Raw genomic sequence first — 14577 nt, 5'->3', positions numbered from 1 at the left:
GCGCCGCGACGGGGACTCAGCCTCGCCCGGTCGCTCGGCTCGTTCCCGCGCGACTGCCACGCGGGGGGATGTAGCGGGGGATCGTCCCGATGGAGCCGGCGTCCTCCCGTCGTCCGACGACCAGAGCCTGACGGGTCGGCCACCGTGCGACACCATGGAGGCGTGCACGTGGCGCAGCTGAACGTCGGGCGCCTCCGGGCTCCCATCGACGACCCGAGGATCGACGACTTCCGGTCGAACCTGGCGTCGATCAACGCGCTGGCCGACGCGAGCCCCGGATTCGTCTGGCGGCTCCAGGACGAGAGCGGCAACGCCACCGGCATCTCCGCCTTCGAGGACGCCCTGGAGATCTCAACCTCAGCGTCTGGGAGTCGATCGACGCCCTGGCGGACTTCACCTACCGCTCGGCACACGTGGAGTTCCTCCGCCGCCGCCAGTTCTTCGAGGCGCCGGTGCAACCGATCCTGTGCCTGTGGTGGGTCCCCGAGGGGAGGATCCCGACGGTGGACGAGGCCATCGCCCGGCTCGCTCACCTCCGGGCGCACGGCCCGACGCCCACAGCCTTCACCTTCCGCCACCGCTTCGAGCCGGACGACGACCCGCCTCGGTGGCGCTCAGGACAACTGCTCCGCCTAGGGCGACCGACTCAGCTGTGGCCGGCGAGGACCGGTCGGCGCTGCGCGATGACCGGGCGACGGGCCCGTACCCGATCAACCGGGGCCACCGCCGCCACCGCGGGCGGCGCCACCACCGTCACCGGGGCCGCCGGCGCCATGGGATCACTCGCCTAACGTCGCACCGGGATGGAACCGAGCGACATCACCTCGGCGCTGATGTCGCCGCTGAAGCCGCACCTCATCGTGCTGGTCGGCGCCACCGGTGACCTGGCCCGCCGCAAGCTGCTCCCCGGCCTGCTCCACCTCTCCTGCGCCGGCTTGCTGCCCGAGTGCCGCATCGTCGGCACGTCACTCGACGACCTCGACACCGCGGGCTTCCGTGAGGCGACCCGCAAGGCGTGCGAGCAGTTCGGCCGGCCGCGGGTCATGGCGGCCCACTGGTCGACGTTCGAGAGGAACCTCACGTACGTGCCCCAGGGTGCCGGCCCGGAAGGGCTCCGCAAGGCTGTCGACCTCGCCGAGGCCGACCTCGGCCCGGAGCCGCGGCGCCTGCACTACCTCAGCGTGCCGCCGAAGGCGGCGACGGACGCGGTACGAGTTCTCGGGGAGGCCGGCCTCGTCGACCGCGCACGCGTCGTCATGGAGAAACCCTTCGGCACCGACCTCGCGAGCGCCTGCTCCCTGAACGCCACGCTCCATCGCACCTTCGCCGAGGAGCAGATCTTCCGCATCGATCACTTCCTCGGCAAGGAGGCCGCCCAGAACATCCTGGCGTTCCGGTTCGCCAACGGGCTGTTCGAGCCGATCTGGAACCGCAACTTCATCGACCACGTCCAGATCGACGTTCCGGAGACGCTCGCCATCGGCAGCCGCATCGGCTTCTACGAGAGCACGGGCGCCTACCGGGACATGGTGGTGACCCACCTGTTCCAGGTGCTCGCCTTCGTGGCCATGGAGCCGCCCACCGCGCTCGAACCGGGGGCGATCAGCGAGGAGAAGAACAAGGTCTTCCGGTCGCTCGTGCCGATCGACCCGTCCCACGTCGTGCGCGGCCAGTACACCGGGTACCGCGACGAGGCCGGGGTGGCCGCCGGGTCGGAGACGGAGACGTTCGTCGCCCTGCGCTGCATGATCGACAACTGGCGGTGGGCGGGAGTGCCGTTCTTCCTGCGCACGGGCAAGCGGCTGGCCGAGGGAGCCCGCATCATCTCCATCGCCTTCCGTGAGCCGCCGAAGAGCATGTTCCCGACGGGATCCGGGATCGGCGCCCAGGGCCCCGACCACCTCACCTTCGACCTGGCCGACGCCTCAAGGCTCTCGTTGTCCTTCTACGGCAAGCGGCCCGGTCCGGGCATGCGCCTCGACAAGCTGAGCCTCCAGTTCGCCCTCCACGAGACGGGGCGGGCGGGCGACGTGCTGGAGGCGTACGAGCGCCTCATCCACGACGCCATGAGTGGTGACCACACGCTCTTCACCTCGGCCGAAGGAGTGGAGCGGCTGTGGGAGGTCTCCGCTCCGCTCCTGGCGTCGCCGCCCCCGGTGCGTCCCTACGCCGTGGGCTCATGGGGCCCCAACGCGATCCACCAGCTCATCGCCCCGCACGCGTGGCGCCTCCCGTTCGAGCGGACCTGGCGCCAGGGGACGTAGGCGACCCCCGCCATCCCCTACCGCCCGGGCCCTCCCTCGAGGTGCACGCGCCCGGTTCCCGGCGTCACCACGCCGATCTCGACGGCGCGGTGGCCCTTGTCCCGCAACACGTCCAGGGCGGCGAAGGCGCTCCGCCCGGCGGGGACGGCGACGATCATGCCGATGCCGAGGTTGAACACCCGGGCCATCTCGTCGTCGCCCACGTCGCCGAAGCGCTGGATCTCGCCGAAGATGGGCGGCCGCTCCCACGACGACTGGTCGACCACCGCGTCGAGGTGCGCTGGCAGCACGCGGGCCAGGTTCCCCGGGATCCCTCCGCCGGTGACGTGGGCGATGGCGTGCACGTCCACGGCGTCCACCAGGACCGAGACGGCCGGCGAGTAGATCACCGACGGCTCGAGCAGCTCGTCGGCCAGGGAGTGACCGGCGCCGTGCCAGGCCGGGTCGTCCAGCCCGCGCCCGCCGAGGTCCAGCAGGACCTTGCGGGCCAGCGAGTACCCGTTCGACCGCAGGCCCGGGGACGGCAGGCCCAGCAGCACGTCGCCCGCCGCCAGGTCGTCGCCGGTGACGATGCGGTCACGCTCCACCACCCCGACGGCGGCGCCCACCAGGTCGAACTCGCCCGGCTCCATGGCCCCCGGGTGCTCGGCCATCTCCCCACCGAGGATGGCGCACCCCGCCTGGCGGCAACCGGCGGCCACGCCCTCCACGAGCTGCTTGACGTGGTCGGGGTCGAGACGCCCGACGGCGATGTAGTCGAGGAAGAACAGCGGCTCGGCGCCCTGGCAGGCCAGGTCGTCGACGCACATCGCCACCAGGTCGATGCCGATGGTGGTGAACCGGCCGGTGGCCTGGGCGATGAGCGCCTTGGTGCCGACGCCGTCGGTGGACCCCACGAGCACCGGGTCGCGATAGCCCTTCGGGAAGGCGAACAGGCCGCCGAAGCCGCCGATGTCGCCCAGCACCTCGGGCCGGAAGGTCGAGCGGACCTCCTCCTTGATGAGCTCGACGGCCCGCTCGCCGGCGCCGATGTCGACGCCCGCCTCCGCGTAGGTGGCACCGGCAGGGGCCGGCGGTGACGAGAGGGGGTCAGCCACCGTCGGCGTCGGCGAGGCCTTCGACCGCGGCCGCCGCCTCGGCGACCTGCCAGTCCTCCGACGGCGAGCTCGACCCCGTCTCGAGGACCCCCTTGGTGAGGTTGACCGGCACCTCGGTGGGGTACCGGCCGGTCAGGCACGCGTTGCAGAACCCGGCGCCGGGGGCGCCGACGGCCCGCTCCAGGCCGTCCAGGCTGAGGAAGGCGAGCGAGTCGACGCCCAGGTAGTCCTGCATCTCCGAGACCGACATGTTGGCGGCGAGCAGCTCGGAGCGGCTCCCGGTGTCGACTCCGTAGAAGCAGGGCCACTTGTAGGGCGGGCTGGTGATGCGGACGTGGACCTCGGTGGCGCCGGCCTCGCGCAGCATGCGGGCGATGGCGCGCTGCGTGGTGCCCCGGACGATCGAGTCGTCCACCACGATCAACCGCTTGCCGGCCACGTTCCCCCGCAGCGGGTTGAGCTTGCGGCGCACGCCCTGGCGGCGCAGCTCCTGGCTGGGGGCGATGAACGTGCGGTGGGTGTAGGGGTTCTTGACCAGGCCCTGCCCGTACGGGATGCCGCTGCGGCGGGCGTAGCCCTCGGCCGCGGGTACGCCCGACTGGGGCACGCCCATCACCATGTCGGCCTCCACCGGCGCCTGCTCGGCCAGCAGCTCGCCCATGCGGCCGCGGGCACCGTGGATCTCCCGCCCGTACAGCTGGCTGTCGGGCCGGGCGATGTAGATGAACTCGAACAGGCAGAGCTTGGGATCGACCCGGTGGGCCGGGAACGGGCGCTCGGAGCGCCAACCGGCGGCGTCGATCACGATCATCTCGCCCGGGTCGATCTCCCGGACGAAGTGGGCGCCGATCACGTCCAGGGCGGCGGTCTCCGACGCCAGCACCCACCCGCCCTCGATCTTGCCGAGGCACAGGGGCCGGAACCCGTTCGGGTCACGCACGCCGATCACCCGAGCCGTGTCCATGAGGACGAACGAGAAGGCGCCCGCCAGGCGGGGCAGCACCTTCACCAGCGCCCGCTCGAGGTCGCGCCCGTCGCTGTGCTCGTGCCCGTCGGCCGGGAACTCGGCGGCGATGAGCTCGGCCACCAGGTCGCTGTCGCTGGTGATCATGCCCGGGAGCATCCCCGCCTCCCGGGCCAGGGCCTCGGTGTTCGTGAGGTTGCCGTTGTGGCCGAGGGCGAAGCCGGACTCGCCGGGCTCGCGGTACACGGGCTGGGCGTTGCGCCAGGTGGACGAGCCGGTCGTGGAGTACCGGGTGTGGCCGATGGCCAGGTGGCCCTTGAGGGGCGCCAGCGTCCGCTCGTCGAAGACGTTGGTGACCAGGCCCATGTCCTTGACGATGGTGATCGTGTCGCCGTCGCTCACCGCCATGCCGGCCGACTCCTGGCCGCGGTGCTGGAGGGTGTGCAGGCCCTCGAAGGTGAGGTGGGCGACGGTCGTGCCCGGCGCGTACACCCCGAACACGCCACAGGCGTCGCGCAGGTGGTCGTCGCCCTCCGCGTCGGCGGCGTGGGGCTGACCGTCCGTCACGGGCTCAGTCTCGCACACGGCGCCGCCGGACCGGCCGACCCGGCGGCGGCGCGTACCGTCCAGGCCTTGATCGACTTGCACACCCACTCCAGCGTCTCCGACGGGTCGGATCTTCCCGCCCGGATCCCCGAGCTGGCGGCCGCCGCCGGGTGCTCGGCCGTCGCCCTCACCGACCACGACCGCCTCGACGGGGTGGCCCCGGCAGCCGCCCGGGCCGCCGAGCTGGGCGTGCGCCTGGTGCCGGGGTGCGAGATCTCGTGCCGCTGGGACCGGGGCAACCTCCACGTCCTCGTCTACTTCGTGGAGCCGGGCGATGGCCCGTTCCAGGAGGCCCTGGTCGAGCTCCAGCAGGCGAGGGAGGAGCGCAACAGGGCCATGGCGGCGGCCCTCGGCCTCGACTACGAGGAGATGCTCGAGCTGGCCGGCGGATCGGGGGCCGGCCGCCCCCACGCCGCCGCCCTGCTGGTCCGCCAGGGGCGGGCGACGAGCATCGACGACGCCTTCCGGCGCTGGCTCGTCCGGGGGAGACCGGGCGACGTTCCCCGCCGCGCCGTCGACCCCGTCGGCGCCATCGCCCTGGCGCGGGCGTCGGGCGGCGTGGCCGTGCTCGCCCACCCGCTCAGCACCAGGCTGGCGCCCGACGCCCTGGAGTCGGCGGTGGCCGAGCTGGCCGAAGCGGGACTGGCCGGCGTCGAGGCGATCTACGGCCGCTACGACCCGGGCGAGCGCGACGAGCTGGCGGCCATGGCGCAGCGGCTGGGCCTGGTGGCGGCCGGCGGCTCCGACCACCACGGCACCTACAAGCCGGACCTGGCCGTGGGCGTGGGCCGGGGCGACCTCCACGTCCCCGACTCGGCCCTCGCCGAGCTGGAGGACCGCCGCCCCTGAAGGGATTCACCTCGCGAGGCGCGCCACGCCCTGGCGCGCCGTCGCGAGGTGAACGCCGGGGTCAGGCGCGTTCGGGCTCCAGGGCGCGCGGGATGGCCGAGCGCCAGGCGTTCACCGCCTCGTCGAGGGCGACGTCGACCAGCCCGGCGACGGCCAGGCGGTCGCCGCCCGCCACACCGAGGCCCGACACCGGGACGGCCGCGTTCGCGGCCCGGGCCTCGACCTCGGGCACCTGGTCGGCGCCGACGCACAGGACGACCCGGGACGGGGACTCCGAGAAGAGCTCGGCGGCGGTGGCCACGCCCGCCACGGCGAAGCCCACGCCCGAGCGGACGGCCATCTCGGCCAGGGCCAGGCCGATCCCCCCCTCCGACACGTCGTGGATGCCGGAGACCACGCCGTCGGCCACCAGCCCCCGCACGAGGCCGAGCAGCCGGGCGTGGGCGGCGAGGTCGAGGCCGGGGAGCGGGCCGCCACGGCGGCCATGGGTGCGCAGCGCCCACAGGGACCCTCCCAGTCCCGGATCGGTGGTCCCGAGGAGCAGCAGGCGGTCGCCGTCCACCAGGCCGACGCCCGGCGGGCGGCGCTCCAGGCGCTCCATCAGCCCCACCACGCCGATGACGGGCGTGGGGTCGATGTCCCGCCCGCGGCTCTCGTTGTAGAGGCTCACGTTGCCGCCCACCACGGGCAGGCCGAGGGCCCGGCAGGCGTCGGCCATGCCGTCGATCGCCTCCGACAGCTGCCACATCACCTCGGGGTGCTCGGGGTTGCCGAAGTTGAGGCAGTTGACGACCGCCGCCGGTCCCGCCCCGGCGCAGGCGACGTTCAGTGCCGACTCGGCCACCAGCATGGCCGTCCCGGCGCGGGGGTCCACCGCGCACCAGCGGGCGTTGCCGTCGGTGGACACGGCGATGCCCCGGGAAGCTCCCCCAGGAGCGGCCGGGAGGCCGGGCGCCTTGAGCAGCAGGACGGCGGCGTCGCCGCCGGGCCCCTCGACGGTGTTGAGGAACAGCTGGTGGTCGTACTGGCGGTACACCCATGACGGGTCGACCAGCAGGTCGAGGAGCTCGGCGCCGGCGTCGTGCGACTCCAGCTCCCCGAGAGGCGGCGCCGGCGACGGCGCCTCCATCGGCCGGTCGTAGAGCGGCGCGTCCTCGTGCAAAGAGGCGGCGGGCACGTCGGCCAGCACGTCGCCGTCGTACCGGTCGAGGATGCGCAGGCGACCGCCTGCGGTGACGGTCCCGACGACGGAGGCGCGGACCTCCCAGCGCCGGCACACCTCGACGACGCGGTCCAGCGACTCGGGCGTGACGATGGCCAGCATGCGCTCCTGGCTCTCGCTGGTCATCACCTCGAACGGCTCCATGCCCCGCTCCCGCAGGGGCACCTCGGACACGTAGACGTCCATGCCGACGCCGCCCCGCGACGCCGTCTCGCTGGTGGCGCAGGTGAGGCCGGCGCCGCCGAGGTCCTGGATGCCGACGACCAGCCCGTCATCGAGCAGCTCGAGGCACGCCTCGATGAGCCGCTTCTCCTCGAACGGGTCGCCCACCTGGACGCTGGGCCGCTTGTCGGCGTCGGCGTCGCCGTCGCCGAACCCGGCCGACGCCAGCACGCTCACCCCGCCGATGCCGTCCCGGCCCGTCGTCGAACCGAGCAGCACGGCCAGGTTCCCGACGCCGGTGGCGGCCCCCAGCACCAGGCGCTCGGCCGGCATCACGCCCAGGCACATGACGTTGACGAGCGGGTTGTCGGCGTAGCACTCGTCGAAGACCACCTCTCCCCCCACCGTGGGCACTCCGACCGAGTTGCCGTAGCCGGAGATGCCGCTCACCACGCCCTCGAAGATCCACCGGGTGCGCGGCTCGTCCAGCGGGCCGAAGCGCAGGGGGTCCAGCAGGGCGATCGGGCGGGCGCCCATGGTGAAGATGTCGCGCAGGATGCCGCCCGCGCCGGTGGCGGCGCCCTGGTAGGGCTCGACGGCCGAGGGGTGGTTGTGGCTCTCGATGCGCACGGCGAGGGCCACCCCGTCGCCGGCGTCGATCACCCCCGCGTTCTCGCCGGGCCCGACGAGGACCCGCGGCCCCTCGGTGGGCAGCCGGCGCAGGTGCAGCCTCGACGACTTGTACGAGCAGTGCTCGCTCCACATCACCGCGTACATGGCGAGCTCGAGGTGGTTCGGGGCTCGCCCCAGGATCCCGGCGATGGCGTCCGACTCGTCGTCGGTGAGCCCCAGCGCGCGCGCGACCTCGTAGTCCATGACCGTCACCCTATGCCGCCACCCTGCGCTGCGGGCCTGACCACCAAATGGAATTCCGAGCTTTGATTTGAAATTCCCGACGGAAGGGAGTTTGCTTGGTCCATGGCTCCTCGAGCGAAGAAGACCAAATCCACCATGACCGACGCGCACAAGCAGGCGCTCGCCCTGGGAAGGGAGCAGGGCCGCGCCGTACGCCGGTACCTCGAGGCCCTCGATGCGCATCGCCCCAAGCGGGGCCGCAAGCGCACGCCGGATTCGATCAAGCGGCGCCTGGACGACATCGCAAATCGCATCGAGGAAGCCGACCCTCTGACCCGGCTGCAACTCGTGCAGGAGCGCATGAACCTGCAAGCGGAGCTTTCCACCAAGGAGGACGCCGTCGACCTGGCCGCCCTGGAGGACGACTTCGTGGCGGCGGCCGGGGAGTACAGCCACCGCAAGGGCATCACCTATGCGGCGTGGCGTGAGGCCGGTGTGGACGCCTCGGTCCTGCGCCGAGCCGGCATCCAGCGCAGCGCCAGCTGAGCGCCCGTCAGCGGCCGGGAACGCCCGCCCCGGAGAGCAGAGACCGCAGGAGGACGAGGCCGTCCTCCGACCCGAGCAGCGCGCTGCTCGCCCGCTCCGGGTGGGGCATCAGTCCGACGACGTTCCCCTGCTCGTTGCAGACGCCTGCGATGGAATCGCTGGATCCGTTGGGGTTGTCGACATAACGCAGGATGACCTGTTGGTGGCGGTCCAGGCGGTCGAGGGTCGCCGGGTCACAGGTGTAATTGCCCTCGAAGTGGTTGATGGGGATGCGGAGGATGTCGCCGACCGTCGCCCCCGACGTAAGGACCGACTTCGCGCTCTCCACGCGCAGCTCCACGGTGGTGCACAAGAACTTCAGCCCGGCGTTCTTCTGGAGCGCGCCGGGGAGGAGGCCGGCCTCCGTGAGCACCTGGAATCCGTTGCAGATCCCGACCACCGGACCACCTTCTCCGGCGAAGCGGCGCACGGCGTCCATCACCGGCGAGAAGCGGGCGATCGCCCCCGGGCGCAGGTAGTCGCCGTGGGCGAAGCCGCCGGGCAGGACGACGGCGTCCACGTCGGGCAGCGTCGGCGAGCCGTGCCACACGATGTCGCCCTTGCCGCCGAGCCTCTCCACGGCCTCGACGACGTCGTGCTCGCAGTTCGAGCCCGGGAACTGGACGACGCCGACGCGGCTCATACGGCCGTCAGATCGAATCGGGTGTCCTCGATCACCGGGTTGGAGAGCAGGCGGTTGCACAGCTCCTCCACCCGGCTGCGAGCCTCCGCCTCGTCGCCCGCCTCCACCGAGAACCGGATCGACTTCCCGACCCGGACGCCGGCGACGCCCTGGAAGCCGAGGGCGGGCAGCGCCCGCTCGATGGTGGCGCCCTGGGGGTCGGCGATCCCGGGACGCAGCGAGACCTCGACCCGCACGTCGTAGCGGGCGGTCACGCGTTCACCCCCAGCCACTCGGAGAAGCGGCGGCCGGTGATGCGCTCGTAGGCCGTGATGTAGCGCTCGCGCATGGAGTTCACCACGACCTCGGGCAGCGGCGGGGGCGGGGGCGACTTGTCCCAGCCGCTCGCCTCCAGCCAGTCGCGCAGGGGCTGCTTGTCCAGCGACGGCGGCGTGCGGCCGGGCTGCCAGTCGGCCTCGGCCCAGAACCGGGACGAGTCGGGCGTGAGCACCTCGTCGCACAGCGCCAGGTCGCCGTCGATCCAGCCCAGCTCGAACTTGGTGTCGGCCAGGATGATGCCCCTCGCCCGCGCCCAGTCCGCAGCCCGCCCATAGGCGGCCAGGCTGATCTCCCGGGCCTGCTTGGCGACGTCCTCGCCGACGATTCGGCACGCCTCCTCGAACGAGATGTTCTCGTCGTGGCCCTCGTTCGCCTTGGTGGACGGGGTGAACACGGGCTCGGGCAGGCGGTCGGACTCCTGCATCCCCTGCGGCATCGGCGTGCCGTGGACGGTGCCCGACGCCTTGTACTCCTTCCACGCCGAGCCGGAGACGTAGCCGCGCACGATGCACTCGATGGGCAGCATCTCGGCCCGGCGCACGAGCATGGTGCGACCGGCGGCGTCGTCGATGTCGTCGGCGCCGGGCGGGAAGTCGGCCGGGTCCACCGAGACGAGATGGCTGGGGGCGATGTCGGCCAGCTTCTCGAGCCAGAAGGCGCTCATGGCGGTGAGGACGCGCCCCTTGTCGGGGACCGGCTCGGCCATGACGACGTCGAAGGCGGACACCCGGTCGGAGGCGACGAACAGCAAGCGCCCGTCGCCCGCGTCGTAGATGTCGCGCACCTTCCCGGAATAGCGGTGCTCCAGGGTCACGAGATCTTCTCCAGGTGGTCGAGGACGCGGGCGGCGTTGCGCACGGCCCGGCCGAGGTCGAAGGCCTCGTCCAGGGCGTCGGCGCCCAGGGCGACCTCGGGGTCGCCCTCCAGCAGTGTGCGGAAGCTCTTGCCCTGCTCCCACGCGGCCATGGCGTTGCGCTGGACGATGCGGTAGGCGGCGTCGCGCGGCAGGCCGGAGGCCACCAGCGCGAGGAGCACGGGCTGGCTGAACACGAGGCCGTGCGACCGGTCGAGGTTCTCCCGCATACGGGCGGCGTCGACCTCCAGGCCGTCGACCACCCGGGTCATGCGCCGCAGGAGGTAGTAGGCGAGAAGGCTGGCGTCGGGCAGCACCACCCGCTCGACCGACGAGTGGGAGATGTCGCGCTCGTGCCACAGGGCGACGTCCTCCAGGCCCGCCCCCAGGTACCCGCGCAGCACCCGGGCCAGCCCGGACAGGCGCTCGCACGTGATGGGGTTGCGCTTGTGGGGCATGGCCGACGAGCCCTTCTGGCCCGCCCCGAACGGCTCGTACGCCTCGCCCACCTCGGTGCGCTGGAGGTGGCGGATCTCGGTGGCCATGAGCTCCACGCCCGCCCCCGCCGACGCGCACGCCCACAGGAACTCGGCGTGGCGGTCGCGGGCGACGACCTGGGTGGAGGGGACGGGGCGCAGGCCCATCCGCTCGCACACGAAGGCCTCGACCGACGGGTCGACGTTGGAGTACGTGCCCACCGCGCCCGACAGCTTGCCCACGGCCACCGCGTCGCGAGCGGCGCGCAGCCGGGCCCGGTCCCGGTCGGCCTGGAGGCACCACAGGGCGAGCTTGGCCCCGAACGTGGTCGGCTCGGCGTGGATCCCATGGGTGCGCCCGGCCATCGGCGTGTCGATGAACTCGCGGGCCCGGCGCTCGAGCGCGGCCACCAGCCCGTCCGACGCCGCGATCAGCAGGTCGGCGGCCCGGGCCAGGGTGGCGCCCAGGGCCGTGTCCACCACGTCGGACGACGTGAGCCCGTAGTGCACCCAGTTGCCCGCGGGGGCGCCGATGGCCTCCTGGACGACATCGACGAAGGCGGCCACGTCGTGGTCGGTGACGGCCTCGCGCAGGGCCACCGCCCGCACCATGGCCTCCGTGACCTCCGGCGCCCGCCCCCGCACGGCGAGGGCATCGGCCTCGGGGACGACGCCGAGACGGGCCCACGCCTCCACGGCCAGGACCTCGACCTGGAGCCAGGTGGCGAGGCGGGCCTCGTCGGTCCACAGCGCCGCCATCTCCGGCATGGAGTACCGCGGGATCAACGGGCGCCCCCGGCGCGGAACTCGGCCAGCTTGTCGGCCAGCACCTTGTCGGTGACGGCCAGGATGGCGACGGCGAGCAGGCCGGCGTTGGCGGAGCCGTCGATCGCCACCGTGGCCACCGGGATGCCCTTGGGCATCTGCACGGTGGCGTACAGGGCGTCCACCCCGTTGAGGGCTCCACCGGACAGGGGCACGCCGATGACCGGGAGCGTGGTGTGGGCGGCGACCACCCCGGCCAGGTGGGCGGCCATGCCGGCGCCGCAGATGACGGCGGCGAAGCCGTCGTCCCGGGCCGACGAGGCGAAGGCGGCGACCTCGGCCGGGGTCCGGTGGGCCGACAGCACCCGCTCGTCGCACTCCACGCCGAAGCGCTCGAGCATGGCGGCGGCGCCCTTCATCTTGTCCCGGTCGTTGGGCGACCCCATGAGCACGGCGACCTTCATGCGGCGACGTCCCTCCGGTACTGCATCCCGGCGAACGAGATGCGCTCGACGGCTTCGTAGGCCCGGGCCCGGGCGTCGGCGACGCTCGGGCCCAGCCCGCACACGTTCAGCACGCGGCCGCCGGCGGTGACCGGCCGGCCCTCCTCGTCCGTGGCGGTCCCGGCCCGGAAGACGAGCACGCCGTCCAGGGCCTCGGCGTCGTCGATCCCCTCGATGGCGTCGCCGTGGCGGGGCGCCGCCGGGTACCCCTCGGCGGCCAGCACCACGGTCACGCACGCGTCGTGCGAGAAGGACGGCTCCGTGCGCAGGTCGCCCGATGCGGCCTCGGCCAGGAAGCCGGCCAGGTCGCCCGAGAAGCGAGGCAGCACGACCTGGGCCTCGGGGTCGCCGAACCGGACGTTGTACTCGAGCACCTTGGGCCCGTCCGGCGTGAGCATGAGGCCAACGTAGAGCACGCCCCGGTAATCGGTGCCCGCCGCCCGGAGCGCCGCCAAGGTGGGCTCCACGGCCAGCGTCATGACCGTCCCGACGACGTCGGGACCGGCTTCGGGGACGGGCGAGTACGCCCCCATGCCGCCCGTGTTGGGACCGGCGTCGCCGTCCGCCAGGCGCTTGAAGTCCCGGGCGGGGGAGAGGGGGACGGCACGGCGCCCGTCGCACACGGCGAGCAGCGACAGCTCGGGCCCGGTGAGGCCCTCCTCGATGACCACCGTGCGGCCCGCGTCGCCGAAGGTCGACCCCGAGAGCTTGGCGGCCACGTCGTCGACCGCCTCGTCCAGCGACTCGGTGACGAGCACCCCCTTGCCGGCGGCCAGGCCGTCCGTCTTCACCACGTAGAGCCCGGGCAGGGACTTGAGGAACTGCACGGCCGGCTCGACCGAGGTGAACACGCCGTGGCGGGCGGTGGGGACGCCGGCGTCGGCCAGCACCGACTTCATCCACGCCTTCGACCCCTCCAGGCGGGCGCCGTCGGCACCCGGCCCGAAGACCAGCTTTCCGTCGGCCCGCAGCCGGTCGGCCAGCCCGTCGACCAGCGGCTGCTCGGGCCCGATCACGTAGAGGTCGGCGTCGTCGTCGGGACCGACCACCTCGGCGGTGCGGGCCAGCACGTGGCGCAGGGCGTGCTCCCGACCGCCGCTCCCGACGACGGCGACCCTCATGCGGCGGCGCCCGGCATGGTGACGAACTGGTCGCGACCGGGGCCCACGCCGACCAGGCGGATGCGCACGCCGGCCCGCTCGCCGAGGAAGGTCACGAAGCGTGCGGCGGCGGACGGCAGGTCGGCCACCTCGGTCACCCCGGAGAGGTCGGCCTGCCAACCGGGGAGCTCCTCGTAGATCGGGACGGCGTCGTGGAGGTCCGACTGGTGGTACGGCAGCGTCTCCATCCGCCGCCCGTCGACCTCGTAGGCCACGCACACCTTGAGCGCCGGCAGCGGGTCGAGCACGTCCATCTTGGTGAGCGCCAGCTCGGTGAGCGAGTTGAGGCGGACGGCGTGGCGCATCATCACCGCGTCGAACCACCCGACCCGGCGGCGCCGGCCGGTGACGGTGCCGTACTCGTGGCCCCGCTCGATGAGGTCGTCGGCGAGCGCCCCGTGGAGCTCGGTGGGGAACGGCCCCGACCCGACCCGGGTGACGTACGCCTTGGCGATGCCGATCACGCGGTCGATGCGCAGGGGACCGACGCCGGCGCCCGTGCAGGCCCCGCCCGCCACCGGGTTGGACGAGGTGACGAACGGATAGGTGCCGTGGTCGAGGTCGAGGTAGGTGGCCTGGGCGCCCTCGAACAGCACGTGGGCGCCCTCGTCCAGCGCCTCGTGGACGAGGCCGACGGTGTCCGCCACCAGCGGCCGGATCCGGGGGGCGTACACCTTCAGGTAGGTGTCGGCGATGTCCTCGATGGCCAGCGGGAGCCGGTTGTGGACCTTGGCGAGGACGGCGTTCTTCTCCTTCAGCACCAGGTGGAGCTTCTGGCGGAAGATCTTCTCGTCGAACAGGTCCTGCACCCGCAGGCCGACCCGGGCGGCCTTGTCGGCGTAGGCGGGCCCGATCCCCGACTTGGTGGTCCCCAGGCGGTTCTTCCCCAGCCGGCGCTCGGCCGCCCGGTCCAGCTCCTGGTGGTACGGCATGATCAGGTGGGCGTTGCCGCTCACCCGCAGCCGGCTGCAGTCGATGCCCCTCGCCTCGAGCTTGTCGATCTCGGAGATCAGCACCGCCGGGTCGACCACCACGCCGTTGCCGATGACGGGGGTGATGTGGGGGTAGAGGACGCCGCTCGGGATCAGCTGGAGGGCGAACGTCTCCTCGCCCACCACGATGGTGTGGCCCGCGTTGTGGCCGCCCTGGTAGCGGACGACCACGCTCATCTCCTTGGAGAGGAGGTCGGTGAGCTTCCCCTTGCCCTCGTCCCCCCACTGGGTGCCGACCACGACGGTCGCAGGCACGCGCCTCT

14 protein-coding genes are annotated in these 14577 nt (G+C 73.0%); 4 read left to right on the top strand and 10 right to left on the bottom strand.

Features of this window, described 5'->3' with window-relative positions; genetic code table 11:
- Positions 1-278 precede the first annotated feature (278 nt).
- On the top strand, positions 279-791 hold the full coding sequence (locus tag VM242_15235) for a DUF3291 domain-containing protein (GenBank protein HVM06517.1): 513 nt from the start codon (positions 279-281) through the stop codon (positions 789-791).
- A 12-nt stretch (positions 792-803) separates the two neighbouring features.
- Positions 804-2264, top strand: coding sequence for a glucose-6-phosphate dehydrogenase (gene zwf, locus VM242_15230; GenBank protein HVM06516.1), 1461 nt, complete (start codon positions 804-806; stop codon positions 2262-2264).
- A gap of 17 nt (positions 2265-2281) precedes the next feature.
- On the opposite strand, the gene purM is transcribed toward zwf, so the two are convergent.
- Positions 2282-3361 (bottom strand): phosphoribosylformylglycinamidine cyclo-ligase, encoded by a 1080-nt coding sequence (purM, locus tag VM242_15225; protein ID HVM06515.1) that lies wholly within the window; start codon positions 3359-3361, stop codon positions 2282-2284.
- Complete coding sequence (purF, locus tag VM242_15220; protein ID HVM06514.1) at positions 3354-4892, bottom strand: amidophosphoribosyltransferase; 1539 nt, start codon at positions 4890-4892, stop codon at positions 3354-3356. The genes purM and purF overlap by 8 nt, the downstream gene beginning before the upstream one ends.
- 66 nt (positions 4893-4958) lie before the next feature.
- Between purF and VM242_15215 the strand changes: the two genes are divergently transcribed.
- Positions 4959-5780, top strand: coding sequence for a PHP domain-containing protein (locus tag VM242_15215; GenBank protein HVM06513.1), 822 nt, complete (start codon positions 4959-4961; stop codon positions 5778-5780).
- Positions 5781-5841: 61 nt separating this feature from the next.
- Here the strand turns inward: VM242_15215 and purL are convergent, their stop codons facing one another.
- Complete coding sequence (gene purL / locus VM242_15210) at positions 5842-8040, bottom strand: phosphoribosylformylglycinamidine synthase subunit PurL (GenBank protein ID HVM06512.1); 2199 nt, start codon at positions 8038-8040, stop codon at positions 5842-5844.
- A 135-nt stretch (positions 8041-8175) separates the two neighbouring features.
- On the opposite strand from purL, the gene VM242_15205 reads away from it, so the two are divergent.
- Entirely contained in the window at positions 8176-8565 is a 390-nt protein-coding gene (locus tag VM242_15205) for a hypothetical protein (protein HVM06511.1), read from the top strand.
- Positions 8566-8572: 7 nt separating this feature from the next.
- Here the strand turns inward: VM242_15205 and purQ are convergent, their stop codons facing one another.
- From purQ to VM242_15170, 7 genes are read right to left on the bottom strand one after another with little or no spacing between them, the layout of a single operon-like run.
- On the bottom strand, positions 8573-9247 hold the full coding sequence (gene purQ / locus VM242_15200) for a phosphoribosylformylglycinamidine synthase subunit PurQ (protein HVM06510.1): 675 nt from the start codon (positions 9245-9247) through the stop codon (positions 8573-8575).
- Positions 9244-9501, bottom strand: coding sequence for a phosphoribosylformylglycinamidine synthase subunit PurS (gene purS / locus VM242_15195; protein HVM06509.1), 258 nt, complete (start codon positions 9499-9501; stop codon positions 9244-9246). Before purS ends, purQ begins: the two co-directional genes overlap by 4 nt.
- Positions 9498-10379, bottom strand: coding sequence for a phosphoribosylaminoimidazolesuccinocarboxamide synthase (locus VM242_15190; GenBank protein HVM06508.1), 882 nt, complete (start codon positions 10377-10379; stop codon positions 9498-9500). The genes purS and VM242_15190 overlap by 4 nt, the downstream gene beginning before the upstream one ends.
- Positions 10376-11680, bottom strand: a complete 1305-nt coding sequence (gene purB, locus VM242_15185) for an adenylosuccinate lyase (protein ID HVM06507.1) — start codon at positions 11678-11680, stop codon at positions 10376-10378. Before purB ends, VM242_15190 begins: the two co-directional genes overlap by 4 nt.
- The gene (gene purE, locus VM242_15180; GenBank protein ID HVM06506.1) at positions 11677-12123 is read right to left on the bottom strand and encodes a 5-(carboxyamino)imidazole ribonucleotide mutase; all 447 of its coding nucleotides are present in this window, start codon (positions 12121-12123) and stop codon (positions 11677-11679) included. The genes purB and purE overlap by 4 nt, the downstream gene beginning before the upstream one ends.
- On the bottom strand, positions 12120-13283 hold the full coding sequence (purD, locus tag VM242_15175; protein HVM06505.1) for a phosphoribosylamine--glycine ligase: 1164 nt from the start codon (positions 13281-13283) through the stop codon (positions 12120-12122). The genes purE and purD overlap by 4 nt, the downstream gene beginning before the upstream one ends.
- Positions 13280-14569: an adenylosuccinate synthase gene (locus VM242_15170; protein HVM06504.1), complete on the bottom strand. Its 1290-nt coding sequence runs from the start codon at positions 14567-14569 to the stop codon at positions 13280-13282. Before VM242_15170 ends, purD begins: the two co-directional genes overlap by 4 nt.
- Positions 14570-14577: the final 8 nt, after the last annotated feature.

The sequence above is a fragment of the Acidimicrobiales bacterium genome, from assembly GCA_035540975.1.
GTDB lineage: Bacteria > Actinomycetota > Acidimicrobiia > Acidimicrobiales.
The sequence above is the reverse complement of the archived record's forward strand: the minus strand, read 5'-3'. Positions and strand labels throughout refer to the sequence as shown.

Excerpts from the sequence above, each read along its gene's own strand:
- purL (HVM06512.1), bottom strand. The coding sequence starts at position 8,040 with ATGGACTACGAGGTCGCGCGCGCGCTGGGGCTCACCGACGACGAGTCG.
- zwf (HVM06516.1), top strand. The coding sequence starts at position 804 with ATGGAACCGAGCGACATCACCTCGGCGCTGATGTCGCCGCTGAAGCCG.
- purQ (HVM06510.1), bottom strand. The coding sequence starts at position 9,247 with ATGAGCCGCGTCGGCGTCGTCCAGTTCCCGGGCTCGAACTGCGAGCAC.
- purD (HVM06505.1), bottom strand. The coding sequence starts at position 13,283 with ATGAGGGTCGCCGTCGTCGGGAGCGGCGGTCGGGAGCACGCCCTGCGC.
- purE (HVM06506.1), bottom strand. The coding sequence starts at position 12,123 with ATGAAGGTCGCCGTGCTCATGGGGTCGCCCAACGACCGGGACAAGATG.
- VM242_15205 (HVM06511.1), top strand. The coding sequence starts at position 8,176 with ATGACCGACGCGCACAAGCAGGCGCTCGCCCTGGGAAGGGAGCAGGGC.